Annotated in this window: 25 protein-coding genes; 18 read left to right on the forward strand and 7 right to left on the reverse strand. The window is 51.5% G+C overall.

The genetic code is table 11. The annotated features are described in order from the left end of the window. Positions 1 to 2: 2 nt before the first annotated feature. Complete coding sequence (locus tag ACX1DY_RS15435; RefSeq protein WP_458965072.1) at positions 3 to 2,198, forward strand: carbohydrate-binding domain-containing protein; 2,196 nt, start codon at positions 3 to 5, stop codon at positions 2,196 to 2,198. A 292-nt stretch (positions 2,199 to 2,490) separates the two neighbouring features. Here ACX1DY_RS15435 and ACX1DY_RS15440 read toward each other — a convergent pair whose 3' ends face one another. Next, the gene (locus tag ACX1DY_RS15440; protein WP_458965073.1) at positions 2,491 to 3,405 is read right to left on the reverse strand and encodes a phosphatidate cytidylyltransferase; all 915 of its coding nucleotides are present in this window, start codon (positions 3,403 to 3,405) and stop codon (positions 2,491 to 2,493) included. Positions 3,406 to 3,519: 114 nt separating this feature from the next. Between ACX1DY_RS15440 and ACX1DY_RS15445 the strand changes: the two genes are divergently transcribed. Further along, positions 3,520 to 4,062, forward strand: coding sequence for a hypothetical protein (locus ACX1DY_RS15445; RefSeq protein ID WP_458965074.1), 543 nt, complete (start codon positions 3,520 to 3,522; stop codon positions 4,060 to 4,062). Positions 4,063 to 4,127: 65 nt separating this feature from the next. On the opposite strand, the gene ACX1DY_RS15450 is transcribed toward ACX1DY_RS15445, so the two are convergent. Then, on the reverse strand, positions 4,128 to 4,931 hold the full coding sequence (locus ACX1DY_RS15450; protein WP_458965075.1) for an AAC(3) family N-acetyltransferase: 804 nt from the start codon (positions 4,929 to 4,931) through the stop codon (positions 4,128 to 4,130). 48 nt (positions 4,932 to 4,979) lie between these two features. Further along, positions 4,980 to 6,602, reverse strand: coding sequence for a histidine kinase N-terminal 7TM domain-containing diguanylate cyclase (locus ACX1DY_RS15455; protein ID WP_458965189.1), 1,623 nt, complete (start codon positions 6,600 to 6,602; stop codon positions 4,980 to 4,982). A gap of 264 nt (positions 6,603 to 6,866) precedes the next feature. On the opposite strand from ACX1DY_RS15455, the gene ACX1DY_RS15460 reads away from it, so the two are divergent. After that, positions 6,867 to 8,084 (forward strand): chromate transporter, encoded by a 1,218-nt coding sequence (locus ACX1DY_RS15460; RefSeq protein ID WP_458965076.1) that lies wholly within the window; start codon positions 6,867 to 6,869, stop codon positions 8,082 to 8,084. A 17-nt stretch (positions 8,085 to 8,101) separates the two neighbouring features. Here ACX1DY_RS15460 and ACX1DY_RS15465 read toward each other — a convergent pair whose 3' ends face one another. Continuing rightward, on the reverse strand, positions 8,102 to 8,587 hold the full coding sequence (locus ACX1DY_RS15465) for a GNAT family N-acetyltransferase (protein WP_458965077.1): 486 nt from the start codon (positions 8,585 to 8,587) through the stop codon (positions 8,102 to 8,104). Between the two features lie 171 nt (positions 8,588 to 8,758). On the opposite strand from ACX1DY_RS15465, the gene ACX1DY_RS15470 reads away from it, so the two are divergent. Continuing rightward, the gene (locus tag ACX1DY_RS15470) at positions 8,759 to 9,100 is read left to right on the forward strand and encodes a zinc ribbon domain-containing protein YjdM (RefSeq protein ID WP_458965078.1); all 342 of its coding nucleotides are present in this window, start codon (positions 8,759 to 8,761) and stop codon (positions 9,098 to 9,100) included. A 37-nt stretch (positions 9,101 to 9,137) separates the two neighbouring features. Continuing rightward, the gene (locus ACX1DY_RS15475) at positions 9,138 to 9,272 is read left to right on the forward strand and encodes a hypothetical protein (RefSeq protein ID WP_458965079.1); all 135 of its coding nucleotides are present in this window, start codon (positions 9,138 to 9,140) and stop codon (positions 9,270 to 9,272) included. Positions 9,273 to 9,309: 37 nt separating this feature from the next. On the opposite strand, the gene ACX1DY_RS15480 is transcribed toward ACX1DY_RS15475, so the two are convergent. Then, positions 9,310 to 9,747, reverse strand: a complete 438-nt coding sequence (locus ACX1DY_RS15480; protein WP_458965080.1) for a MarR family winged helix-turn-helix transcriptional regulator — start codon at positions 9,745 to 9,747, stop codon at positions 9,310 to 9,312. Positions 9,748 to 9,879: 132 nt separating this feature from the next. On the opposite strand from ACX1DY_RS15480, the gene ACX1DY_RS15485 reads away from it, so the two are divergent. Next, on the forward strand, positions 9,880 to 10,467 hold the full coding sequence (locus ACX1DY_RS15485; RefSeq protein ID WP_458965081.1) for an NAD(P)H-dependent oxidoreductase: 588 nt from the start codon (positions 9,880 to 9,882) through the stop codon (positions 10,465 to 10,467). A 38-nt stretch (positions 10,468 to 10,505) separates the two neighbouring features. Here the strand turns inward: ACX1DY_RS15485 and nudC are convergent, their stop codons facing one another. Continuing rightward, complete coding sequence (gene nudC, locus ACX1DY_RS15490) at positions 10,506 to 11,348, reverse strand: NAD(+) diphosphatase (RefSeq protein WP_458965082.1); 843 nt, start codon at positions 11,346 to 11,348, stop codon at positions 10,506 to 10,508. 255 nt (positions 11,349 to 11,603) lie between these two features. Here nudC and ACX1DY_RS15495 point away from each other — a divergent pair, with 255 nt between their 5' ends. After that, complete coding sequence (locus ACX1DY_RS15495; protein ID WP_458965083.1) at positions 11,604 to 12,470, forward strand: SDR family oxidoreductase; 867 nt, start codon at positions 11,604 to 11,606, stop codon at positions 12,468 to 12,470. Positions 12,471 to 12,514: 44 nt separating this feature from the next. On the opposite strand, the gene ACX1DY_RS15500 is transcribed toward ACX1DY_RS15495, so the two are convergent. Next, positions 12,515 to 13,615, reverse strand: coding sequence for a UvrB/UvrC motif-containing protein (locus tag ACX1DY_RS15500; RefSeq protein WP_458965084.1), 1,101 nt, complete (start codon positions 13,613 to 13,615; stop codon positions 12,515 to 12,517). 134 nt (positions 13,616 to 13,749) lie between these two features. Here ACX1DY_RS15500 and ACX1DY_RS15505 point away from each other — a divergent pair, with 134 nt between their 5' ends. The 11 genes from ACX1DY_RS15505 (at position 13,750) to ACX1DY_RS15555 (ending at position 25,685) form a co-directional block, all read left to right on the forward strand. Further along, positions 13,750 to 14,571 (forward strand): MerR family transcriptional regulator, encoded by an 822-nt coding sequence (locus tag ACX1DY_RS15505; protein WP_458965085.1) that lies wholly within the window; start codon positions 13,750 to 13,752, stop codon positions 14,569 to 14,571. 109 nt (positions 14,572 to 14,680) lie between these two features. Then, complete coding sequence (locus ACX1DY_RS15510; protein WP_458965086.1) at positions 14,681 to 16,684, forward strand: FAD-binding protein; 2,004 nt, start codon at positions 14,681 to 14,683, stop codon at positions 16,682 to 16,684. Positions 16,685 to 16,973: 289 nt separating this feature from the next. Then, on the forward strand, positions 16,974 to 17,729 hold the full coding sequence (locus ACX1DY_RS15515; protein ID WP_458965087.1) for a class I SAM-dependent methyltransferase: 756 nt from the start codon (positions 16,974 to 16,976) through the stop codon (positions 17,727 to 17,729). A gap of 153 nt (positions 17,730 to 17,882) precedes the next feature. Further along, positions 17,883 to 18,566 (forward strand): DUF6033 family protein, encoded by a 684-nt coding sequence (locus ACX1DY_RS15520; RefSeq protein ID WP_458965088.1) that lies wholly within the window; start codon positions 17,883 to 17,885, stop codon positions 18,564 to 18,566. Positions 18,567 to 18,699: 133 nt separating this feature from the next. Beyond that, on the forward strand, positions 18,700 to 20,121 hold the full coding sequence (locus tag ACX1DY_RS15525) for a hypothetical protein (RefSeq protein ID WP_458965089.1): 1,422 nt from the start codon (positions 18,700 to 18,702) through the stop codon (positions 20,119 to 20,121). Positions 20,122 to 20,208: 87 nt separating this feature from the next. Then, positions 20,209 to 20,484 carry a hypothetical protein gene (locus tag ACX1DY_RS15530; protein WP_458965090.1) on the forward strand — a complete coding sequence of 92 codons (276 nt, stop codon included), beginning with the start codon at positions 20,209 to 20,211 and terminating at the stop codon, positions 20,482 to 20,484. Positions 20,485 to 20,703: 219 nt separating this feature from the next. Beyond that, positions 20,704 to 21,936 (forward strand): nitric oxide synthase oxygenase, encoded by a 1,233-nt coding sequence (locus tag ACX1DY_RS15535; protein WP_458965091.1) that lies wholly within the window; start codon positions 20,704 to 20,706, stop codon positions 21,934 to 21,936. Between the two features lie 77 nt (positions 21,937 to 22,013). Further along, the gene (locus tag ACX1DY_RS15540; protein WP_458965092.1) at positions 22,014 to 22,754 is read left to right on the forward strand and encodes a Bax inhibitor-1/YccA family protein; all 741 of its coding nucleotides are present in this window, start codon (positions 22,014 to 22,016) and stop codon (positions 22,752 to 22,754) included. A 236-nt stretch (positions 22,755 to 22,990) separates the two neighbouring features. Then, positions 22,991 to 23,542 (forward strand): TetR/AcrR family transcriptional regulator, encoded by a 552-nt coding sequence (locus ACX1DY_RS15545; protein ID WP_458965093.1) that lies wholly within the window; start codon positions 22,991 to 22,993, stop codon positions 23,540 to 23,542. Between the two features lie 675 nt (positions 23,543 to 24,217). Next, a complete protein-coding gene (locus ACX1DY_RS15550; RefSeq protein ID WP_458965094.1) occupies positions 24,218 to 25,213 on the forward strand; it encodes an NAD-dependent epimerase/dehydratase family protein in 996 nt (331 codons plus the stop codon). 115 nt (positions 25,214 to 25,328) lie between these two features. Then, positions 25,329 to 25,685, forward strand: coding sequence for a nucleotide excision repair endonuclease (locus tag ACX1DY_RS15555; protein ID WP_458965095.1), 357 nt, complete (start codon positions 25,329 to 25,331; stop codon positions 25,683 to 25,685). Positions 25,686 to 25,772 lie beyond the last annotated feature (87 nt).

Raw genomic sequence — 25,772 nt, forward strand, 5'->3', positions numbered from 1 at the left:
ATATGAAGAATTTTATGACGGGGAGCAAGGTGGGACTGGTGCTGCTGGCTGCGGCGCTTATGACGGCATGCAGCACGAATAGCGGGTCGGCGACGAATGCTGCGAATAGCGTGGCAACAGGTGCAGCCGTTACAGCCAGTGCAACGAGTGGAACTGCTGCTGCTGTAGAACTGGCAAATGTTAAGACGAGTGATCTGGTAACTTATGATGAAGACGATACCACCACCGCATGGACTGCTGATACCTCCACTGATATTCTCCTGGCGGGAACAACTGCGGAGATCGAAGGCGGCACTGGTGCTACAGTCAAGGATGGATCTGTAACGATTACAGAGGCGGGGACTTATATCCTCTCCGGGAAGCTGAGCGACGGGCGGATCATCGTTGATGAGCAGGCGAAGGGAACTGTGCGGCTGGTACTGAATGGAGTAGACCTGAAGGACAGTGATAGCGCGCCAATTTACATTAAGGAAGCTGGCAAGGTCGTGATTACCCTGCAGGAAGGCACGGAGAACAGCGTTGCCGATGGAGCGAATTATGTGTTCGCTGACAGCACCACCGATGAGCCAAGCGCGGCCATCTTCAGCAAGGCGGATCTGACCATTAACGGCACCGGGAAATTGACGGTTATGGGGAACTACAATGACGGCATTTCCAGCAAGGACGACCTGAAGCTTGTGAGCGGCACGCTTGAGATTCAGGCGGCAGACGACGGCATTGTCGGGAAAGACATGGTTGCGGTTCAAGATGGAACGATTACGATCAAAGCGGAGGGAGACGGCATCAAGTCCACCAATGACGAAGATACGACCAAAGGCTTCGTAGCCATTGCAGCTGGAACCTTCGACATTACGGCAGGCAACGACGGTATTCAAGCCGAGACTGCGGAAGTGATTGATGGCGGCACGTACAGCATCGTGACGAAAGGTGGCTATGAGAACGCTGAAGTGAAGACAGGCGACCAAGGGCCGGGTGGCATGGGCATGGGCGGCAACAGAGGCGGAGGCTTCGGCAATCAGGGTGCAGTGGACGGAACCTCGGCAGCTTCAGCCGATGCGGCGGCTCCAGCAGCAACCACGTCTGCGGCTGCCACAGATACGGCGGCAGTGACTACAGCAGTGGAGACTACAGCAGCGGTGACTACAACGGCGACGACTGCAACGACGGCCGAAACAGAGTCTACGAGCGCCAAGGGGCTCAAGGCCGGTGGAGATCTTACCGTGAACGGCGGCAGCTTCACGATTAATTCCGCAGATGATGCGGTGCACAGCAACAGCAATGTCTCTGTTACGGACGGCGAGTTCAAGATTACTGCCGGCGACGACGGCATCCATGCGGACAGCCTTGCGGCGGTATCCGGCGGCACCATTGATATTACGAAGAGCTATGAAGGCATTGAAGGCGCGAATATCACGGTTGCAGGCGGGGAGATTCATGTCGTAGCCTCGGATGACGGTGTAAACGTTGCGGGCGGCAATGACGACAACGCAGCACAGGGAACAGCGCAGCAGGATCAATTCGCAAGCTCCGGCAGCAACATGCTGACGATCAGCGGCGGTACTCTAACGGTTGATGCCACCGGCGACGGACTGGATTCGAACGGATCGGTTACCATGACAGGCGGCACCGTGATTGTCAATGGTCCTACCAATGACGGGAACGGCCCGCTGGATTATGACGGAACGTTCAATATGACAGGCGGTTATCTAGTCGCTGCGGGCAGCGCAGGCATGGCTCAGGCACCGGGTGAGGATTCCAGCCAATATTCGGTCAGCATGAGCTTCACCGAAGACCAGCAGGCAGGCACTCTAGTTCATCTGGAAGACAGTGACGGTAATAACATCCTGACCTTTGCACCTTCCAAGAATTATCGGTCCGTAGTCGTCAGCTCCCCGGATCTGAAGCAGGGCGGCTCTTACAAGCTTTACTCGGGTGGAACGTCTACCGGTACTGCTGTAGATGGTTTGTATACAGACGGTGAGTACAGCGGCGGCACCCAGGTAGTAGCGTTTGATATCTCCAGCAGCGTAACCTGGCTCAATGAGTCTGGAGTCACCACCGCCAATACAGGCCGTGGGCCTGGCGGAGGAGGCTTTGGCGGCGGCGCCAGACCGGACCGGGGCGCTGGCGGCACACCGCCTCAGGGTGGAACCGGTAGTGGTACCTCTTCAGATGGTACAAGCGGAACTGCAAATTAAAAGCAGCGGTAAACAACAACAAACGGCCCCTTTCTGGTAAATAGAGAGGGCCGTTTGTTGTTTGGAATTACAATATCTACTCAGGTGACAGAGCTAGGTGGAATTTGTCCAACTAATTGGCTCAAATCTGTTCAGCGGCGGCATTTAGTTGGATTTAGTAGACCTATTTTCAGCGAAATCACCGGATAAGAGGGGATTTAACCAGATTAGGTCTACTTTTTCCCACTAGGAACTGTTTATGAGCAGGACGTCCAGGAATAGTGGGACTTTTTCCACTTGAGGTCACTGTAGTCTACATAAAATCAAAAAAATAACGGATCACATGGAAGAACACCGGGGAGGTGTAGGCGAGGCTGTCGACGCGGCTGAGGTAGCTTGTCTGGAGGGCGACGAACTTGTCGTCATCGCCAATCAACAGATCGCGCTTCAGTACGGATACCGTTAAGCTGCCGAAGAAGCCGGCGAGACTAATCAACACCCCGGAGAACAGCCCGAATATCGGGGTCAGCGGCGTGAAGTAAGGGTAGATCAGATAAGACACCCCTGTAGTGACCACAAATGCGCAGGCGAAGCCTTCCCAGGTCAGATTCGGATTGGCGGTCGGAACGACCTTGCGCTTGCCGATATAGATTGAAGCCAAATAGTGAACGGCATCATTCAGTTGAGTGAGCACCACAAGGAACAGCACGAGTCCTGCACCGTACTCCGGTGTGGCAAATTGGAAGTAGGCCAGATGGCTAAGCCCGAACACCATCAGCATAAGCCCCCACTGGGTAGCGCTTACGCTGCGCAGGAAACCAAGTGTGCCTTTGTTGATAAGCCTGGGAAGCGGCAGGAGCAGGAAGACATACACCGGAATGAAAACGATGAACATGCCGTACCACTCAATATAGATCCAGTAGAATTGCACCGGAATGGACAGGTATGCCCATAGAAACAGTCTGCGGTCAGCTTTTCTCGTGCGGATCATAGAGAAATATTCCTTGAGCGCGAAGAAGGCCAGCACCATCAGGGACAGCAGAGACACGACTGGATTGAACAGCGTGGCCAGACAGAAGATGAATAGCATGCCCCACCATGTTTTGAGGCGGAAGCCAATGCCCGTATAATCCTTGTCTTTCTGAAGTCTGCTCACCACCACATATATCAAATGAATGGCAGATAGAACTGCTAGTATAAGGAGTAATGTAAAAAGCGAGCTGTTCAAGCAATCACCAACTTGTCGCAGAATAGGATTCCAACAGAGGCATCATATGTTAATATATCTAAAAGCACAAGTTACATGTTAACTTTTCAATCTGGATAAGGGGAAATTTTGCAGATGGATGCTGGGCACTCGGTTTTTATCCTGCTTACGAATACAGGTACGCTTTTTACCAAGCTTATACAAGGCTACACCAAGGCACCTTACAATCATGCCTCAATTTCCTTTGACCGGGCGCTGTCGGAGCTGTACAGCTTCGGGCGGAAACATCCTAATAACCCGCTGAATGGCGGGTTCGTGAGAGAAGATTTGCAGACAGGCACATTCAGCAAATACCCGAATACGACCTGTGTGATCTACGAGCTTACAGTATCGGAACGCGAGACCCAGAAAATGCGGCGGGTCTTGCACATCTTCATCCGCAGCCGTCAAAAATACCTCTACAACCTGCTGGGCATCATTGGCGTTGCCCTCAAAGAACCGGTCGAATTCAGCAACTCCTACTTCTGCTCGCAGTTTGTGGCTGAAATTCTGGACCGTTCAGGCATCAAGCTGTGGAACAAGCTGCCTGCGCTCGTTACGCCGGATGATTTCCGCCAGAGCGACAGGCTGCAATTGATTTATCAAGGGAAATTAAGCGAATATGTGCCGGAGAAATGATTGCGGTTCATAACAACATGAAGTATTGAGAGGCGGCTGAGAGCCTGCAGCTTACAGCTTACAGCTTACAGCCTGTTCCTCTCCATCCAGGCAGTGGCCCAATCGACCAGTGGGCGTTGCTCCAGAAATCTGACCTCCGCATTTCCAACGGTATAAGTTTTGATCCCCATTTCTTGATCATATTCTTCACCTAACCGGACAAAATCCTCATCGTCAACAGCCTGCGTTTCATAAGTCACCCACTTGCGCTTGCCTTCTGCCATAACTGCGCTGCTTTCATAGACAAATTTTTTAGCGGGGAAGTCAGCTTTAGTTTCTGCCAAATGCAGAGATGTATTTTTATCATAGCCGACGCCTACGAGCAGAACATGGCCATTCAAATGATACAGTTTATCAAGCGGAGAGCCCTGGCCAAAAATACTACTCAGATCATGATTTTTCATTAAATATTCCGCATACTTGCCTACTGCGGCGATGGAACGTGCCGGGTGATCCGATCTTACCGCTCCCGGCCATTTGCGAAACATCTCAGCCACGGCGCCCATACCAATGGCCGGAGTAATGTCCTTATCATAGGCGGGCCAGTGCTCCCGAATCACCGGCCACCATTCTGCGGGCGCTTCCCAGTGGACTCCGGTTGAAGGATCGAGATTCTTCCAGGTCTGGGAGGGCATCATCAAGGTTCCCTCTTCACCGACAATTTCAAGGAGAGACCGGATGAATGTCTCGGGTCCTCCTACAACGAAACCCAGTTTGCTTAAGGAAGTATGCACAAATATATGCTGTCCTTGTGTTAGTCCGCAGCTTCTGAATTGGGTCACCAAATCTTCTTTGGTTAAAATGACTCTTCTCTCGTTGCTGTTGGACATGTGGACCTCCGCCTTTCATCGTTTGTGAATAACGAAATGAGCCCTGATCTATCTTTTCAAATGAACGATCCGGTTGCGCCCTTCGTGCTTCGCCTGATACAAGGCCTTGTCCACAGCTTCAAGCAGATCGCTCTCAACTGAGAAATCATTGATGGTCAGCAGTCCCATGCTTATGGTAACGGATATAGGCTGGAAGTTATTGGCGATAATCACCTGATTGGCTTCCACGCTTGTTTTGATTTGCTCCGCTATAAGATGTGCCTGAGATTCACCGACATGGGGTAAATATATGATGAACTCTTCGCCGCCATACCGGGCAAATATGTCAGTCCTCCGCAAAGACCGCTTGATGATCTCCACCGTGCTGCAGATCACTTCATCCCCGGCCAAGTGGCCGTATGTATCGTTCACCTGTTTGAAATAATCAATATCGAGCAGGATCAGAGCGAAAGGATTCTGCAATTTTCTATTCTTAACCACTTCGGCCTCTAACTGCTGGGTCAGATAATGACGGTTGTAGCAGCCGGTTAAGCTGTCGGTTATCGCCATCTGTTTAAGCTGCCGATTGGTCTGGAACAGCTTCTTCTGCACCTCGATCAACGCCTGGTTGCGCTCCTGCAGGATCATATTCTGATTATGGGTTTCTTCAATGAGACGCTGCAGCTCGCTGGTATCCTGGAACGTGATAATACGTCCAACCCGCTCCCCGCTAACCAAAATGGGTGCAGCCTGAATGTGGAGATGCCGCTTGATGGCTGGATGCAGCACTTCGATTTCGATTGTCGCCAGCGGACGCTCCCGGTAGGCCTGAAGGAACTCCGCAACGCGGATGCTTCCCCCCGGAAGAATGTTCTCGATGCTGAAGCGGTCTCCAACACGCAGCAAGGTGTGGGGAAGCAGCGCCTTATTGATTTCTAATACCATTTCGTTATCGTCGATCACCAGAATACCCAGCGCAATCGTGTCCATCACATCCCGGTGGGCAATGGTTATAATATCAAATACCTTATCGCGGTCTATGGAAATCACAAAAAAGATCGCCGACAGTAAAATGCCAAGCGAAGTCATCCCCGGGATCACCGGAAGAAACCGGTCCAGGACCACGTTCAGCAGAACATCCAGCATGATGAATATTGCCGCTGACAATAGGCCCTTGAGCACAAGCATAATCTGTGTTTTGATACGGGGGACCTTACTGTGAGTCAGAGAAACAGTGATAACGTATAGCGAAACGATGACATGGATAACGATGACGGCGATATAGAACCAAAAAACAGGTCCATAGGTTCTTTGGACGTAGCCTCCGTCTACAGGCTGCACAAACCAGCCGTAGGGATTCAGGATCAGGCCGAGCGAGGCCAGGGTTATCGGAACGGACAGAAGCAGCAATACCCTTTTTTTCAGAAATTGGATTTGTCCGGTCAATAAAATGGTAAAGAACATCCACCCTATACTCAGAAATGCTCCGTCTACAAAGGCGGCCTTCACATAAAATAATTGAAAGATGGGATCATCGGTGGTCTTGATGGCAAATTGGCAGAAGGGCCACAACATCATGGAAAAATGAAAAGCTAAGTATACTTTGTGCAGCTTCGTTATTGTAACAGAGACAAAAACATAGACGAATAGTGCAAACAAAATAAAAAATAGTATCAGATCAATCCACACCACTAAACCCAATAAATTACACCTTCTTGCTTATAATAGTCTTATATGTGGGCTTTGGGCCTAAAGTCTTGTATCTTGCTTCTAATATATAATTAGGATGCCAAGAATACAACCTCCTTTAAAAAGTGCATACGAATGTCAGTTCCCTTTGACGTTTTTTCACAGCTTTAATCCCCAGACCATTCAGTGTTAACAAAGCCGTGCTATTCTGGAGCTGCGTACTGTGTGAGTTGAAACGAGTAAAGAGAGAAGAGGTGAGTCTGCCGCATGGAAGTACTGAAACAGGAGTCAAAGGAAGCCCGGGTTCCACAAGGAAAATGGGCTGCACTGCTGGAAGTGCTTGGTGTATCCGCCAAGCTGGGACTTACCTCCTTCGGGGGGCCTATTGCACATCTCGGGTATTTCCATAATGAATATATCCGCCGCCGGAAATGGATGGATGAACGCAGCTATGCGGATCTGGTAGCGCTCTGCCAGTTCCTGCCGGGTCCGGCGAGCAGCCAGGTAGGAATCGGCATTGGAGTTGTGAGAGCCGGCTTGCTTGGCGGCCTGGTCGCATGGCTGGGGTTCACGCTGCCTTCGGTTATTGCGCTGGTTGCATTTGCTTTTTTGCTTCAGGGATTTGATATAGCTAGTGCGGGGTGGATTCATGGGCTGAAGATTGTAGCAGTTGCGATTGTAGCCCAAGCGGTGCTGGGGATGGGGCAAAAGCTCACGCAAGGCCGGGGAAGAGTTACCATCGCGGCGATTGCTGCTGCGCTCGTCTTGTCCTGGCATGCCGCATACAGTCAAATTCTGATCCTTATGGCCGCCGGTATGATCGGGCTGTGGCTGTATCGGAAGGAACCGGAGAAGGGAACAGCGGAGCTGCCGATCGCAATTAGCCGGACAGTTGCCCTGCTCTGCCTGGCGTTGTTTTTCATTCTGCTGATTGTTCTCCCGCTGCTCAGAACATCTGACGGTGCAGGAGGGCTTGCGATCTTCGACAGCTTCTACCGTTCCGGTTCATTGGTGTTTGGTGGAGGGCATGTTGTGCTTCCGCTGCTGGAGCGGGAGGTTGTCCCTACCGGATGGGTCAGCCGGGAGGATTTCCTCGCTGGTTACGGAGCGGCACAAGCCGTGCCGGGACCGCTGTTCACCTTTGCAGGCTACCTTGGGGCGATGGCTGCAGGGATTCCAGGGGCCGTGATTGCTACGCTTGGGATCTTCCTGCCTGCCTTTTTGCTAGTGGTCGGAGCGCTTCCGTTCTGGAACGGCCTCAGGAACAGCCCCAAGGTCCAGGGTGCACTTGCAGGAATCAACGCTGCTGTGGTGGGGATTCTGCTGGCGGCACTCTACGATCCGCTATGGACCACTGCAATTCTGCAACCGCTGGACTTTGCCTTGGCTGTTATTTTGTTTGTGATGCTGTTCTTCTGGAAGCTTCCGCCTTGGGTGATTGTTCTCGCCGGCGCTGCCGGGGGAACGCTGCTGGGATTCATGTGAGGAGCGTCCCATGCGTCTTAAGCAAATTGCTTCTCGTACACATCGACCTTATTTCCATGCTGATCCCTGTTGCTGCTGGTTTTGATAAAGCCGTTCCTGGTCCAAAATAACGCCCCAATCTCATTTTCCAATTGGACTGCCAGTCTGGCTGACGTTACATTGTTCTGCTTCAAGTGTCTTTCCAGCACATTCACGGCAATAGATCCGATCCCCTGTCCGGCATAGCTTCTGTGAAGTATAAAAAGACCGATCCAAGGGACATTATCGCTTGGGTTGTTGGGCAGATAGGTAACAATGCCGATGTACTGATTATTCTCCTTGATGAACAGCATCTTCTCGTTCATCTCGAGATTCTGCCGGTTCTCCTCGCGGATCTCCTCCGCGGTGAGAGCCTCTTTGTGCAGCACCATGAGGTTGAACGCAGGCTGTGAGTTAAGGATAGCAGCTTGAAGCTCGATACTTTCTGAGGACAACGGATCGGCAACGGGTTCTAAAGTGATCAATGGATACACCTTCCGTAATGTAATGGTGGAAATGCTAGATTAGTGGACAGTGAATTAAATAAATATCTAATTAGATAATAATAAAATTTATGCGTGAAATCAAGGGACATGCTACAATAAATAGAATTTATCTAAGACTACTATTGTCGAAAAGAATGGGGAAATGAAAACATGAATGAATTGCCAAACTGCCCGCAATGCAGCTCGGAGTACACTTACGAAGACGGTGGGCTTATGATCTGCCCGGAATGTGGCCATGAGTGGGCTCAAGGTTCGGAGAATGCGGGCAGCGAGGATCAGAAGGTGGTTAAGGACGCCAATGGCAATATTTTGAACGATGGCGATACGGTAACTGTAATCAAGGATCTGAAGGTCAAAGGCAGCTCTTCCGTGCTGAAGATAGGCACCAAAGTGAAGAACATCAGGCTGGTAGAGGGCGATCATGATATTGATTGCAAAATCGACGGCTTCGGTGCGATGAAGCTCAAATCGGAGTTTGTCAGAAAAGCATAGGCATATAAGGAAAAAAGCCGCGAGGAGGTCATTTGGTATGACCACCCTTGCGGCTTTTATTTTGTCTTGTAACAACGGTATTTCTGCCGTTGTTACAGGACAATCCGACGCTTCGGGCCTCAACAACGGTATTTCTGCCGTTGTTACAAGACAATCCGATCGTTCAGGCTGATCAGACCGGACGGTTCCTTTTTTGCACAAAGGCTTAATTATTTGTCCAAGTAAAATACCTTCTCCTGCAGCACCTCGAGCGCATGCTCGATTTCTTTGCGTTCCTCGCCCGTTACATTGTCAATGCGCTCGGCAAACCGGGAGGCGATAACCTGAAACGCTTCGTTCATCATGGTCTCGCCTGCGGCGGAGAGAGTAATGCTGTGCTTGCGGCGGTCGGCCGGGTCGACGATTTTGTCGCACAGATTTTTCGTGCTCAGTTTCTTCAGCTCACGGCTTGTGTTCGGCATCGACATGTTCATACAATCGCTGATCTCGCTGAGAGTGACAGGCTGGCTGACAGCGATATATTCGAGAATTCTATATTGAACGGGTGTCAGAGCTTCGGATTTCACATCTTTGCTTAGTTCACTTGTTATTTGATGGACGGCAGTCGTAAAGGTTACGAATTTCTGGAATAAGTTGTTCTTGTCCATAAAGATCACCTCCTGAGACACCATAGCAAAATAATTATCATAAAACAATTATCATATAATAATTATCATTTGACAACTAAATAGTTAGATGCTAGGATTTACTTATCAAATGACAAGTAAAGGAGTGGCGGTATGAACACGCTGATTGTCTATACGCATCCGAATCATAAGAGTCTTAACTATGCTTTTATGCAGGAGGTGCTCCGGGGGATCCGGGAGAACACGAAGGTGACAGAGGTTAAGGTGCTTGATTTATATGAGGAGGGCTTCGACCCTGTTCTGGTATTTAATGAAAATAAGCGCAGGAGGGACATGCATAAGGACCCGGAATTGGCGAAGTACAGGGAGCAATTGCTATGGGCGGACAAAATTGTCTTCATCTATCCGATCTGGTGGGGACGGCCTCCGGCCATGCTGCTGGGTTATATTGACAAGATGTTTGCTGCGGGGTTCGCCTATAAGAATACAGGCGGACTGATGCCGGAGGGGCTGCTGAAAAATAAATCGGTAGTGTGCATCTCCACGATGCAAGGTCCGGCCAATTACCCGCTGCTGTGGCTGCATAACGCGCACAAGGTGCTGATGCGCAAAGCGCTGCTCAACTACGTCGGCATGCGCAAAGTAAAATTCTTTGAGTTCGGAAGCATGGAGAGCAAGCGGGGCAAGCACGCTCAGAAGCTGGATAGAATCTACCGGTATTTCAAAACAATCAGCGAGTAAAAAAGCCGCCCTTGTTAGAGAGCGGCGTTATACTTGCCTCAGGAATGGTGCTGGACCACCCAGTCGATGATTTTACGGGCAATGCTGACGTGGGGAGGAATGACCGGGAGCTGATCCAGCTCGAACCAATCGGCATGATCCAGCTCCTCGCCGTCCACGGTGATTTCCCCGCTCTCGTATTCCGCCAGGAAGCCCACCATCAGGGAGTGGGGGAAAGGCCACTGCTGGCTGCCAAAATAGGTGATGTTCTTGACCCGGATGCCTACTTCCTCCTGGATCTCGCGCTGCACGCAGTCCTCCAGCGTTTCGCCAGGTTCAACAAATCCGGCAATCAGTCCATACATGTTGTTCACAAAATGGGGGGAGTGGGCTAGCAGGAGCTTATTGTCCTTAAGAATTGCGGTAATTACTGCAGGGGCAATCCGGGGATAGCTGACCTGACCGCATGCCGGGCAGGTCCGTGAATGCTCGACTTGAGACAGGACAGTGCTAGTAGCGCATTTGCCGCAGAATTGATGGGTTTCATCCCAGGCCAGGAGCTGAATGCCTCTGCCTGCGAGGTGGAACAGGTCTTCGTCCAGCAGCTCATACAGGGGGCGCAGCGGACGGAAAGCCATGCCCTCAGGCTCGGCCGTCTCAGCGGCCACCTCTGCTGCGAAACAAGGGATGTCTTCGAATGTTCCAAGGTAGAGTGTTCTAATCGGAGTCATGGATAGCTCTTCAAGTGATATTGCCAGAGGAATGCCGGTCAGCCCGCCGGTTTCCGTAACCAGCAGCTTGCCGGAGTGGAAGATCAGCCAATAGGCGGAACCGCTGAAGTCAGGGTCAGGGCTTACTGCCGGAATATATCGTTTATAAATGCTTGCTCTTGGTTTAGACATGGCGCAAGACCTTTCTGAAAGTGAGTGTTTACTATTAAGAATAGCAAAAAGCGGGAAGGCTAACAATTATGCAATGAGCCTGCGCATATTACGGCTGAATGTACAGATACAACGTGCTCTGGATGAGCCGTTTTTTTGTGTTTGACATTTCGCCCACTTGTAACTAAAATGGTTACATGTAGAGAGGTTCTTTACAACAAACCCAGCAAGTATCAGGCATTACATTATAAATATACCCAAATGGAGGAATGAAAAATGAAAATCGCATTAACAGGAGCAACAGGACATTTTGGTTCCATTGTGGCAGAAGCTTTGCTGAAGTCGGTTCCGGCAGACAGCCTGGTAGCCAGTGTCAGAAATCCGGAGAAGGCTGAAAGCCTGCGGTCCCGCGGAGTAGACGTTCGTCATGGGGATTTTGACAAGCCGGAGACGCTGGATACGGCATTTGCCGGAGTGGACCGGCTGCTGATCGTATCGGCAGACGGAGACAATGACACCCGGATTCGCCAGCATAAGGCTGCCGTCGATGCTGCCGTGCGTGCCGGTGTCGGTTTCATCGTCTACACAAGTGTGGGCCGTGCTGATAGCAGCTCGCTGTTCCTCGCTCCAGTACACAAAGCAACGGAGCAATTTATCCGCGAATCCGGCATCCCTTACTCCTTCCTGCGCAATAACTGGTATCTGGAGAATGAGGCCGGCTCCATTCAGGCTGTACAAGCAGGAGCGCCTTGGGTGACTTCGGCGGGTGAAGGCAAGGTAGGCTGGGCGACACGCCGCGATTATGCTGAAGCGGCAGCAGCCGTGCTGGCAAGCGAAGGCCATAACAATACTGTATATGAATTGTCCGGCACACCGGTAACCCAGGCGGAGCTAGCGGCGATTGTCGGAGAAGTGCTTGGCAAGGAGGTTCAGGTGCAGCAGGTTGATGATGCTGCGTATTCCAGCATCATGGCTGGAGTCGGAGTACCGGAGGCAGCCCTGCCAATCGTAGTTGGAATCCAGCGCGCGATCCGCGAAGGCGCACTCGATATTACCAGCAGTGATTTCGCGAAGCTGCTGCAGCGTCCGCTTACACCGCTTAGCGAAGGCGTAAAAGAGTTGCTGGCCGGATTGAACGCTTAAGCTGGCCTATATTTAGCCTATACTTAATAAAAATCCCCTCGCCATCAGATCAGGCGAGGGGATTTTTTAATATTCTGGAGCAGTTCGCTGACCGCTGCGGCCAGCTCCGCCTCATTTTCCGGTGTAAGCCATTTCTCAGGAATCAGGACATAGCTGCCGGAGCTGCTTGCCAGGTGGCTGTAAATAATCTGGGCTTCATCCAGCTTATGGCGGCTGATTTCCTCCGGCTCCCTGTGCACTAGCTTCCCGAAGCTGTCCGTAATGGCTGTCTGTATGACGCCACAGAGCTGCTCCATTGGCGTATCCCCGGCCTCCAGCCTGGAACGGAAGATAATCTCGCCGCCTTTTATCAGCATAAGCTTAAGGGTCTGTTCATTTATTGGCTCAAGGACGGCGATGTTCTGGTTCTGCGCAGTGAAGCCGATCACCTTCTCTTTCTGCAGCAGGGAACGGACGGCGGTGACATAATCGCGGTATTTGGCCGCAGTCTCGAACTCGAAATTCTCCGCAGCGGTGTTCATGCGCCGCTCCAAATCATTCAGGATGCTATTGTCATTCCCATGCAGTAGTTCAATAACATCGCCAATAATTTCATTGTACCGCTCAAGCGCCGCCCCGCCCCCGCACATGCCGATACATAAACCGAGCGAATGGTTGAGACAGAGGGTGCTTTTGGCATGGGGCGTGCTGCAGAGAATCTTCTGGCATTCCTTAATTCCCTGGAGCGCACGTTCAACGGTACTCCTGCTCGTATAAGGCCCGAAATACAGGCTGTCCTCAAACTCGCCGGGATCATAGGTCACAGCCGGCTGCCGGTAAGGAGTATCTGTGCGGATGGCAATGTAGCTGTAGGCGAGCGGATTTTTCATTTTTTTGTTGTACATCGGTTTGATTTCCTTAATGAGCTGGCACTCCAGCAAAAAGGCTTCAAATTCCGTATCGGTGAGCCTGTAATCGAGATCTCTGATGTGTTTTACCAGCTGCTTAACCTTGGGGGAATGACCCTTGGAATTGTAAAAATAGGACTGTACCCGTTTCTTCAGCTGTTTGGCCTTGCCGACATAGATGATATGGCCCAGACTGTCCTTCATCAGGTAGACGCCGGGCGATAACGGGAGCTCTGCTACCTTCTCTGTCAAATCCATGAGGTTCCCTCCAAGTTCGCGTTCTCTAGTATATTTCAGTATAAACGATGTGACATAATCCACAAAGCCTTCTATTAAAACCCTCTATCATAAATAACAAGAAGATTGAAAGCAATGAGGCTGGGGGGCTTTTCATGAAATATTCAATCGGCGAGTTTGCCTCAATTCTGGGCGTGACGGCGGATACATTGCGGCTCTATGAGAAGCATGACATTGTCCGCCCCATGAAGGATCATCATAACAATTACCGCTATTTCAACGATTTGGACGCCAGAAATTTACTGTCCAGCCGGTGGTACCGGAGCATGCAGATTCCGCTGCAGGATGTCGCCGGGCTGATTAATGACGCTCCTGCCGAGCAGGTTCTGGAGTCTATCGCCGCCGCACAACTGCAGCTGGAGGAGGAAATCAAGCGCAGTACCATGCTGCTGGATAAAATCAATGAGATCCACACGGAGCTGCGGAGGATCGGCGAAGCTTTTTATACATGCCGAATCAAGCAGGTCCCCGGAATGTACAGAGTTCAGCAGACGAACAAAAATCATTTGCTGCAAAAGGATTGTATCAAAAGAACAGTGCAGGCCTGGATGGAGCTGCTGCCCTTTACGTTCTATTCCTTCAGAATCGAGAACACGGAGGATATTCTAGGGAGTGCAGAGCTGGAATATAGCTGGGGGCTGGCCTTGCTTGAAGACGATCAGCAGCGGCTGGGGGTTGATGTGAATGAGAGCATGGAGTACATTGAGCCGTCTACCTGCATTTCCGCAGTGATTGCCAGCTCCTATGAGGAGGATCTTGGGCGGGAGGCATTTCAATTTATGCTGGATTACGCCTGCGGGCAGCGCTATGCCATCACCGGCGATATCAGCGGCAAGATTTTGTTCACGGAAAGAAAGGGCGAATGCAACACAACATTTCTTGAAATCAACATTCCGATTGCGAAAAATTTCACATAACATTCATTGACCTTGGTGCTGCACCAAGGTTTAGACTCTGTGCGTAGGCTAGCGGTCCCGCCAGAAAGAGACAGGGGGCTGCGCACTAATTCACACAGGGGGAAAACTAATGCGTAAGCAAGCACAGAACAAAATGTTATTGTTATCCGTGTGTCTCGTCATGATTCTGTCGCTGATCAGCGGCTGCAGCGGCAATAATTCGGCTGAGCCGGCGGCTTCGGAGCAGCCGTCAGCATCAGCATCGGCATCGCCTGAGGCGACGCAGCAGGCGGCAGAGAACAGTGGGGTACCGGCTTCTTTTAAAGCAGGAACCTATAAGGCGGAAGCCGACGGGAAGGACGGAAAGATCCAGGTAGAGGTCACTCTGGATGCAGAGTCGAAGATTACCGACATTAAGGTGGTCAGCCAGAAGGAGACCGCAGGGATCGGCGTTGAGGCCATCAACAAGATCAAGGATGAGATCATCGCAGGCCAGACCCTGGCGATTGACGCTGTCAGCGGGGCTTCTGAATCCAGCAAGGCCATTCTGACCGCTGTTGAAGATGCTGTGAAGCAGGCGGGCGGCAATGTGGAGGCGTTCAAATCCAGAACGGTAGCCAAAGCCGGCGAAGGCAAAACCGAGCAACTGTCGGCGGATGTTGTCGTTGTAGGCGCAGGCGCATCCGGTGTGTCGGCAGCCGTCTCGGCGGCAGATAAGGGCGCGAAGGTTATTATCATTGAGAAAACAGCGACCATCGGCGGAGCGAGCAATCTGTCCTGGGCAGGCAAGTTCTACAACTCTTCGGCTGCTGTCAGCAGCGGGCTGAAGGTAAATGTAGAGAAGGAAATCTCGGAATGGATCGTTAACAATCACTGGAGAGTTGATGCGGCGGCCATCCGCCAGTATGTGACGAAGTCCGGTGAAACCTATGATTGGCTGAACAAAAAAGGCTATAAAACTACCTTTATCAACTTTGCCGGGGAGCAGTTGCATATGCTTCCGGCCTATGAAACCCGTCAGCCGACACTCCGGGCAATGCTGAAGGCATCGGTAGAGAAGGGCGGCGGACAGGTCCTCACCGAAACGACCGCCAAGAAGCTGATTACCGGCGCTAACGGCGAGGTGACTGGTGTAGTAGCTGAGAAGGCTGACGGCACAACGCTTGAAATTACCGGTAAAAGTATCATCATGGCCACCGGCGGTTATGCCGGAAATAAAGAAATGGTTAAAGAGGCCTTCGGCTTTGAAGGCGTCAACGGCGGGCTGGGCCAGAATGTCGGCGAAGGGCTGAAGATGTCCTGGGATGCCGGGGCCAAGGTTCCCGATAATTTCGGCGGACAAATGCTGCACCAGACCCTGGCGAGAGCCACAGAAAAGCTTAAAGCACAGTACAAGCCGTTCGAGGCCAGCTATCCGCTGATGCTCTCCTACCTGCCTACGCTGATGAATGTCGGTCCTTCGGGAGCAAGATTCAGAGACGAAGCGGCTACACTTACTGCCGTAGCTGCTGCCAATACCAGTGCTTTTAACGGCGCGTATCACTTGGTAATCGTCTCGCAGGCACAGATCGACGCTTTGAAGGCGAAAGGTATGAATGGTGTAAAAGCGCCTGCGCTGCCAGGAATGCCGCCGGAATTCTATGCTACCTTCAAAGATCAATTCAAGCTGGATAACCCTTGGAAGGATGCCGATAAAGTATTCGAATCCATGGTCGCTGGCGGCGATGGTTATAAAGGCAACACCATTGAAGAACTGGCTAAGAATGCTGGTATGGATGCCGCCGTATTTAGCGATGCCTTCAAGAAATACCAGGAAGCAACGAAGACAGGCGTGGATACTGAGTTCGGCAAAGCGAAGGAATATTTGCTTCCAATGGGAGAGAGCGGTCCATACTATGCCATCATCGCCGAGGTTAACAATCTGGGTTCGGTTGGCGGGCTGCTTGTAAATACAAAGTTCCAGGTGCTGAACGACAAACGTGTGCCAATCAAAGGCCTGTACGCGGTAGGACTTGAATCCGAAGGCGTATTGTTCAATGATACTTATGTCGGCAACGGCGTAGGCCTCGGCTATTCATTCACCTCCGGCCGTCTTGGCGGCGAGGATGCGGCAGCAGGAGCTTTAGGCAAATAATATTTAGCGTTCTGAGATAAGGGGGAAGCCAGAGGCTTCCCTCTTTTCGCGTGGTAGATCTGGTTGTTTTCATGATATGATGATATGGAAATCAGTGGATACATGCTGGTTAAATTGATAGAGGAGTTAATCAAATGGTGATCAAATTCGGTAACTGCCCGGTGCGGTTGAGGGAACCTGATAACAGGATGTACCGGGCGTAATACAAATGATGTTATCAGTTTGATAGATCAACTGCACCTATCCGCATAGCTGTTATTTTAACTAAAATGCGAGAGGGGTACAGGATATGGATATCAAGGAATTGAAGAAGCAATGGCTGCAGGAGGAACAGAGAGTCTTCAAGGGTTGGGATTTCTCATCGCTGGATGGGCGTATGGCAGGGGATGAACCGCCTTGGAGCTATGAAGCGGCTGTTAGACAATATATAAATGACAAGACCACCCTGCTGGATATGGGCACAGGCGGAGGAGAGTTCCTCTTATCCCTGGAACCGCCAAGGGGGAAGACCTTTGCCACGGAAGCATACCCACCCAATTATGAGCTGTGCAAGAAGCTTTTGCCGCCATATGGCATTGAGGTCAGACAGGTGTTCAGTGACGATAAGCTGCCGTTTGAGGACGGGTTCTTCGATGTGGTGATCAACCGCCACGAGTCGTTTTCGATTCAAGAGGTATACCGGATTCTGAAGCCGGGCGGTGTGTTTGTAACCCAGCAGGTGGGCGGGCAGAATAACCGGGCTTTGTCCGAAATGTTGCTTGGCGGAGAAGCTGCGGCAGTGGATGAGGCTTTTTACTTGGACGCGGTTTGTGATGAACTGCGGCGGGGCGGATTTACTGTGTCTTCGGCTGCGGAATGTTTCCCCGAGCTTAGGTTCTATGATATAGGGGCGCTAGTATATTTCGCTAAAATCATTGAATGGGAATTCCCCGGCTTCACCGTGGAGAAATGCTTCGATAGGCTCTGTCTGCTCCAGCAAAGACTTGCGCAAGAAGGCTGCATCCGCAGCACGGAGCACAGGTTTTTTATTACGGCCGGCAAATAGCCGGGCAATAGATTATCAAGCTGCGGCTTGACTTATAGGCGGCTGCGCCAAGCTTCTCAAATCGACCACTTCGGCTTGCCGGAGTGGTTTTTAAGATATCATCCTCCCGCAGCCGATATAAAGGTTACGAGCATCTGAGAGGAGGAATATAAGATGAATATTCCCATAAACGGAATCAATCCCATCTCCTTAACCCGGCCGCCGCAGCAGCCAGAGATCAAAGCCTCTACTGAGACTTCTCCATTTAGCTTCACCGCAACCCTGGCGGCTGTTACCGCTGCAAGCCAGGCGCAGGTACAGAGAATTAAGCGGAAATATGGCTTGAATGTCGGCATTCTATCGGTCGGGAGTGATGAGAAGGAAATTACAGACCTCGGTGCAAGTGACAGCTTGCCGGAGCTTGTGATTGCTCCAAATATCCTGCAGCAGATGGTTAAGGACACTGTCTTAAGCAAGAAGGTATACAGTTATATTGATGATTTCGTCAATGAAGAGCCGAAGGGTCTGAATCATATGGGGCAGAAGCTGGGGATGAAGGCGATGGGCCGCAGTCTGATTATACATAAGGACGGCACATTCACAGTGTATGGGTCATCTTCGGCAGCCTCCCCGGAGGATGTGGAGAAGCAGCAAGAGCAGAAGGAAAAAGCGCGGGAAACTTCTGGAGGGCTCCAGTCATTTCAATCCGCGCTTCCGGTCTTATCCAGAAACCTGCTTTCCCTGAAAGGGGATGCTCATTCGGTTTCGGATGCAGTTTCCGTGCATGAAGCACCGTCACAGGAATGGCTGCACCAGATTCTGCTGATGCGAGCCATAAGGTCACACAGAGGACACTGACTTCGGATTGAAGTAGTTCACTAGAGGGATTACAAAGTTTACAAGACAATAGACTCCATACGAACAATAGCCCATCCTCCTGCATAGCATGTAGCACCAAATTGCTAGATGTAGGAAGGGGGGCGCATTCAATATGGGCATTCAGCTTACAGCCATTCACTGGGTTTATCTGGCCTTTATTGTGTTTATACTGGTGCTGCTGATCCGGCGGCGCGATACGACGATGATCTGTGTGGCCGGTATTTTTGCCTTGGGGCTGCTTGCGACGGAGACGCTTAGCGGCTCGGTATCTGGGATTTTCAATTCCTTTGTTTATGCCACCAAGGAGCTGCTTGGGACGATCATGATCATTTCCATCATTGTGGCGATGAGCCGGATTCTCATCATCACCGGCATCAATGAGACGATGGTTGCCCCGGTTACCCGTTTTTTGCGCACGCCGGCGATGGCTTATTGGGGAATTGGGCTGATTATGATGGTGACCTCCTTCTTCTTCTGGCCTTCGCCTGCGGTTGCACTGGTAGGCGCAGTCCTGCTGCCGGTAGCTATCCGGGTCGGATTGCCCGCGCTCGGCGCCGCAATGGCAATGAATCTGTTCGGTCATGGAATCGCGTTATCCGGGGATTACATTATTCAAGGCGCACCGAAGCTCACCGCAGATGCAGCGGGGCTTCCGGTCTCCAGTGTGATGGAAGCGAGCATTCCGCTTGTTATAGTGATGGGTCTTGTCACTACCGTCACTGCATTCTGGATGATGCGCCGTGACCAGAAGAACGGCACATGGAAAGACGGACTGGTCTCCGCCAAAGGCTCAGGCGGGAAGCTCAGGGGGCCGGATGCGAATTCGGTGGAGGAGGCCCCGGTTCAGCTCGCTCCCCGTCTGCGGCAAGCGCTGGCTATTGTCATTCCGCTGCTCTTTCTGCTGGATGTAGCGGCGATGTTTGCGCTTGGCCTGCAAGGCGGAGACGCCACGGCCCTCGTCGGCGGAACTGCCGTATTCATTCTGATCGTCATCACGCTACTGGCCCACCGCAATCAAGGGCTGGAGAAAATTACCTCATACCTGATCGAAGGCTTCGTCTTCGGCTTCAAAGTATTCGGCCCGGTCATTCCGATTGCGGCCTTCTTCTACCTCGGCGATTCCGCCTTTGCCGAACTGTTCGGCAAGGTGCTGCCGGAGGGCTCGCACGGCATCGTGAACGATCTTGGCGTCGCTCTGGCGAACGACGTGCCGCTTAACGGTGCTGCAGGAGCCGTAACGATGACGGTGATCGGAGCGATCACCGGTCTCGACGGCTCCGGCTTCTCCGGCATCTCGCTGGCCGGCTCGATTGCCCAGTTATTTGCCGCCGCCATTCACTCCGGCGCGGCAACGCTGACCGCCCTGGGCCAGGTGGCCGCCATCTGGGTTGGCGGCGGCACCCTGATTCCGTGGGCGCTCATCCCGGCGGCTGCCATCTGCGGTGTCAGCCCGTTCGAGCTGGCCCGGCGCAATCTGAAGCCGGTCCTGCTTGGTCTTGCGGCGATGACGATTGTCGCCATGCTTCTGGTCTAGCTGCTGCGGGGATGATGAATAAGATTAGCTCTCTTCATCCATGCTAAAGGGGAACAGAAAGCGTGCCTGAAGGGAGAGATATACATTATGAGGCATTACGAGTCCAGTCAGCGGACCAACAGTACAGTGGATCAGGCGCAAGATGCGGTGACCCGGCTGCACAATTCAGTGAGCCAGGCGCTTAGCCATCCGAACGAACAGACCATTACCCAGGCGGAGAACAGTCTTGAGCATGCCGAAGAAGCGGTCCGCCATGCCCCGGAAGGCTCCGTGGGAGGCCATGGGGTGGATTTGACCGAAGAACGGCTGGAAGCCGAAAAAAGCAGACTTGCCGAAGTGGAGAATCTGAAAGGGAAACAATAAGCGTCACAATTTCATGTACAGCTTTATGAAACAACCGACTGCTTTGGCATTTCCGGCTATTGCCGGGAGTGCTTTTTTTGCTGTTAATGGCCCTCTACGCTGGAATGGAGCGGACGGCCATTCTTGCATGTCCCTATAGGAGTTACTATGATTGAGTGGTAAGTAATACCATGGAGCAGAATGTCCGGCGTGACCCGCCGGAACCGGGGAGTGGACAGTATGGAGAATTTGAAGCTTGGAGAATCACGCACGAAGCTGATGGAACAGTCCGAATCGTTCATTCGGCAATGCTATGCGGAACTGGAGAAAACAGAACAGCAAGCGGCAGAACGCATTCAGGCCATACACAGGGAAGTAGAGCAATCCGGCACTTATATACATACGGAGGAAGAGCTGGCGCATGGGGCAAAAATGGCCTGGCGCAATAACAGCCGCTGCATCGGGCGATTATTCTGGCAGAGTCTTCAAGTCATTGACGCCCGGGCGGCTGAGACCGCAGAGGAGGTGGCGGCGGAGCTGCTGCGGCATGTGGAACAAGCGAACAATGGTGGACGTATCCGCCCTACGATGACCGTCTTCCACAGTAGCAGGGATGCTGCGAAGGCAATCCGGATTTGGAATCATCAATTGATCCGCTATGCCGGCTATCCGGCGGAGAATGGTCATGCCAGGAAGGGTGATCCTGCATCGGATGCTTTTACAGCGGTCTGCCGACGGCTGGGCTGGGAGGGGAGTGGCGGCGACTTTGATGTGCTGCCGCTGGTGGTCAGCATCGGTAATGAACCGCCGCACTGGTTCGCTATTCCGCCTGAGCTGGTCCAGGAGGTCCCGCTGAGCCATCCTGAAATTGAACGGTTCCCGGAGCTTGGACTGCGCTGGTATTCAGTTCCTATCGTTTCCGACATGCTACTGGAGATTGGGGGGATTACTTATACGGCAGCCCCTTTTAACGGGTGGTACATGGGGACGGAAATCGGTTCCCGCAATCTCGGAGATGCTGATCGCTATAACCGTCTCCCGGATGTTGCGGATCTGCTTGGCCTGGACCGCTCCACCAATACCTCATTATGGAAGGACCGGGCACTATTAGAATTGAACCGGGCTGTACTCCATTCCTACAAGCAGGCCGGGGTCAGTATCGTAGACCATCATACGGCAGCCGAGCAGTTCGTCCGTTTTCAGGAACGGGAGCAGGAGCAGGGGCGCCAGGTGTCCGGCAAGTGGGGCTGGTTAATTCCGCCGATGTCTCCGTCGGCTACACCGATATGGAATGACAACAAGCTGAAGGAGCTGAAGCTTAGCCCAAAGCTTGTGTATCAGAAGCCAATGTATGCCGATTGGCCGGGGCAGGATGCGGAGGTTGAACCAGAGAATATTGCTCATAGCAAAGCTCCAGAACCTGACTCGGGCCAAACGGCAGAGCCGATCTGTCCCTTTCATCATACGAAATAAGAGTTTACAGTCGAATATTTACATTCCTGCCGATATAATAGATTGAACACAAATAATTGATGAAAAGAGATGATCCCTTGATCGGACGCAGTGGTAACCCTACTCTAAATGACAAGACCTTTGAGCGTGAAGAGCGGTACTCGGGTCAGGAACGGATGAGCATTAACGGAACAGTTAACAAAACCTTCATTACACTGACCATTTTGCTGGCAGGAGCTTTTAGCGCCTGGTCGATGTATTTCAACGGTCAAGATGTGGGCGCTCTTGCTATCGGGGGCGTGATTACCGGGTTCGTACTCGCGCTGATCATCAGCTTCAAGCCGGCAACCGCACCTTATTTGGTACCTTTCTATGCGCTTGCTGAAGGATTGTTCCTGGGCGCCTTGTCAGCGTCGTATGAGACTCTGTATTATGGCATAACGCTGCAAGCGGCCCTGTTGACGGTGAGCATATTTGTGGCTTTGCTGCTCGCTTATAAGACGAGAATTATCAAGGCGACGGAAAATTTCAAGCTTGGCGTATTCGCCGCGACAGCCGGAATTGCCATCATGTATTTACTCAGCTTTGTGCTCGGGCTGTTTGGCGTAACCGTACCTTATCTGCACAGTAACAGCGCGATTGGCATCGGGATTTCAATCATTATCGTCATTGTGGCTGCGCTCAATCTGGTGCTCGACTTCGATTTTATCGAAAAAGGGGCAGAGGAAGGCGCTCCAAAATATATGGAATGGTACGGAGCATTCGGCCTCATGGTCACACTGGTATGGCTTTACGTTGAGATTCTTCGCCTGCTGGCTAAGCTGCGGAGCCGCGATTAAGCGCGGGTAGACGGATTTGCTTAAGTAAAATAGTAAATTTATCTGTTAGGCCTCACGTGTGTGGGGCCTTTTTTCTTTTCGCTGTACGGAAGCTTATGCTCCTGTAAGGACGGCGGGCCGCTTATGCTTACCAAGAATTTTAAATAAAGGCTTGCTAATTTTATAGCAGGAGGATATACTCTTCACCAAGGGAGTGATTGATCAATAACCTAATATTGCGGGAAGAGGAGGACATGATGAATAAGCAATCAGGGAGCAGGCGGACAAAGACAGACGAAGCCACCCCGGTGAACCGCCGGGAACAAATATTGGAGGCGGCTGTGGTTGTGTTCGCGGAACATGGATATTTCAAAGCGACTACCGCCCAGGTAGCGGAGAAAGTGGGAATATCCCAGCCGTATATTTTCAAGCTGTTCAAGAACAAGGAGGAGCTGTTTGTGGCGGCGCTGGACCGGGCGTTTGAGCGGACGATCCGCACCTTTACAGCAGTGGAGGCCTCCGGGGAAGAATTGCTTGGGGAGGCAATCCGTGTGTATGAGCAATTGATGGAGACCCATCCCAGCGAGATCATTCTCCAGGTGCAGGCGCTTGGAATCCGTGACGAAGCCATTCGCCGGTCTATGCAGACGGGTATGAAATCGGTAACCAGCCTGATGGAAAAAAAGTTTGCAGCAGCAGGAATGGCACATCCCGAAGTGGAGGTCAGTATATTTATGGCCAACGGCATGCTCTGCCATGCTGCGATGGCGCTGGAGATGCCGGAGCTGAAGCCGAAGCATCTGGAGTAAACACGGCAGACGTGAGGAAAAAACTGCGGATTGTACCAGATCAGCATCAGTTCTAAATCTGTGGCTCAGGACGAGCTAACGGACCATGAAGCGCTTATTGCTTCTTCAGCAGGTATATTTGGGGTGAATGTCCGCCCATAAGGGCTCTGGAGTCCGTTAACTTGCGGAAAAATGACTTCAAGTAGAAATAAGAGCTGCTCAGTCCGTTTACACACGGGCAGACTCTTCCGATCAGGGGATGATTCTGTTCGTGGGGCCTGATACGCCTGCGGCGTGATCTCCACGCCCTAATCCGTTCGGCGGGGTATCGTTTGAACTCCAGCATTTAGAGTCTGACGATCAAATAGGGGGAAGCCCTTAGTTCCTTCATAGCCATTTAGTAGTGATTAATCAATCACCAAGCATTCACATTCACAATACACTCATATTTACCGAACATTCACTTTCACAATACAATCGCATTTACTATACAATTGCATCCATCATACACTCAAACTCACAATACAGTCGCATCCATCATACATTCACAATCACTATAAACTCATATTCACTAAACAATCACATTCACAGCACACTCACTGCAACTGCCATAATCCCCGCCTTTATCTCTGGGCAAAATTTTTTTTAGGATCAAGTTAGTGATTAATCAATAATAAATAAATAGGAGGAATTACAATGACAAATAAAGTGAAGAAGGCTCTCGTATTAGGTGCAACCGGAGGAACAGGAACAGTTATTATTGCCGAGCTGCTGAAAAGAGGTGTAGAAACGGTGGCCTTTGGACGGTCTTTGCCGAAGCTGGAGCAGCTTGCAGCCAAGCTGGGTAATCCGGCGGGACTCAGCCTGAAGACGGGAGATGTCTTCAGTGCAGACGATGTTTTTGCTGCAGTACAGGGGGCAGATGTTATTTTTCATAGTGCTTCGGTGCCTTATAACGAAATGACTACCAGACTGCTCCCGATGGGAGAGACCGTGATGGAAGCCGCGAACAGGCTCGCCGCCAAAGTAGTTGCGGTAGACGGAATCTACCCCTATGGCAGAAGAAAGGATGAGCAGCCGATCAGCGAGGATTTCCCCAAGAACCCACACACGAAAAAGGGCAAAATCAAGCTTGAGTTCGAGCGGATGTTCTTCAGTCCGCGCTGGAACCGGAGCAAGGGGATGATTGTCCGGCTGCCTGATTATTATGGTCCAACTGCTAATGAAGCCTCGTATTTGGGCTCGACACTTGAGGCGATTGCTGCCGGTAAACCGGCGATGTTCATCGGAAGTATGACGGTTCCGCGTGAATATGTATATCTGCCCGATGCGGCGGTGATGATCGTCGAACTGGCCTTGAGAGATGAAGCCTACGGGCAGAACTGGAATATTCCCGGGGCGGGCAGCATTTCAGGTAAAGACATCGTCCGCCTCGCCCGGGCGGCAAGCGGCAAGTCGGGTCCGGTCCTCCCGGTGGGCGCATTCGGCTTATCGCTGCTTGGCCTTTTTATTCCGGTCATGAAAGAGATTGTGGAGATGCTTTATCTGACGAAGGAGCCGCTGCGGTTAAGCGGCCGAAAATACGAGCGTCTGGCGGGTCCCATTCCGGCAACTTCATTTGAGGACGGCATTAGAGAGACAATTAGCGCGATCCAGAGCCGGCAGGCCAAAATGCCTGAGCGCCGCTCATAATATGCAGCAAGCCCGCAAAAGATAAGGAACAGATAAGCTGCGTTCACTCTGCATAGTCAGGGTTCCTGAACTGTGATACTATGTATGTCTATATCCAAGAGGGAAGTGAGCTACAATGATCAGCATTACCATTCCAACGCCGGATGTTACGATTACGAAGCAGGAGAATCCTGAACTCAGCCATATTTACGGATTTACGGATTTCCACCTGATCACCCGGGAAAAGGGCGGCATCTTCATGTTCTACAATGACAAGGATGAGCTGCTGTTCGTGGGCAAGGCGAGAAAGCTGAGACCGCGAATCAAAAAGCAATTCGAAGATACAGTCTCCGTAATGAAGCCGCACCGCGACAAAGTTACCAAGATTGATGTATGCATCGTAGATGACCCCGTTGACCGGGAAATCTATGAGACATACATTGCGAACAAGCTGAGAGCCAAATACAATGTGGAAAAAGTGTTTTATAAATAAGCTGTTAAGCGTAAGAAGCGTGGTCCAAACGGATTGCGCTTTTTTTCTTAACTTTTTTGCACCCATTCTATTTCAAAATCCTTGAAT

This window comes from Paenibacillus sp. BAC0078, from assembly GCF_054483875.1.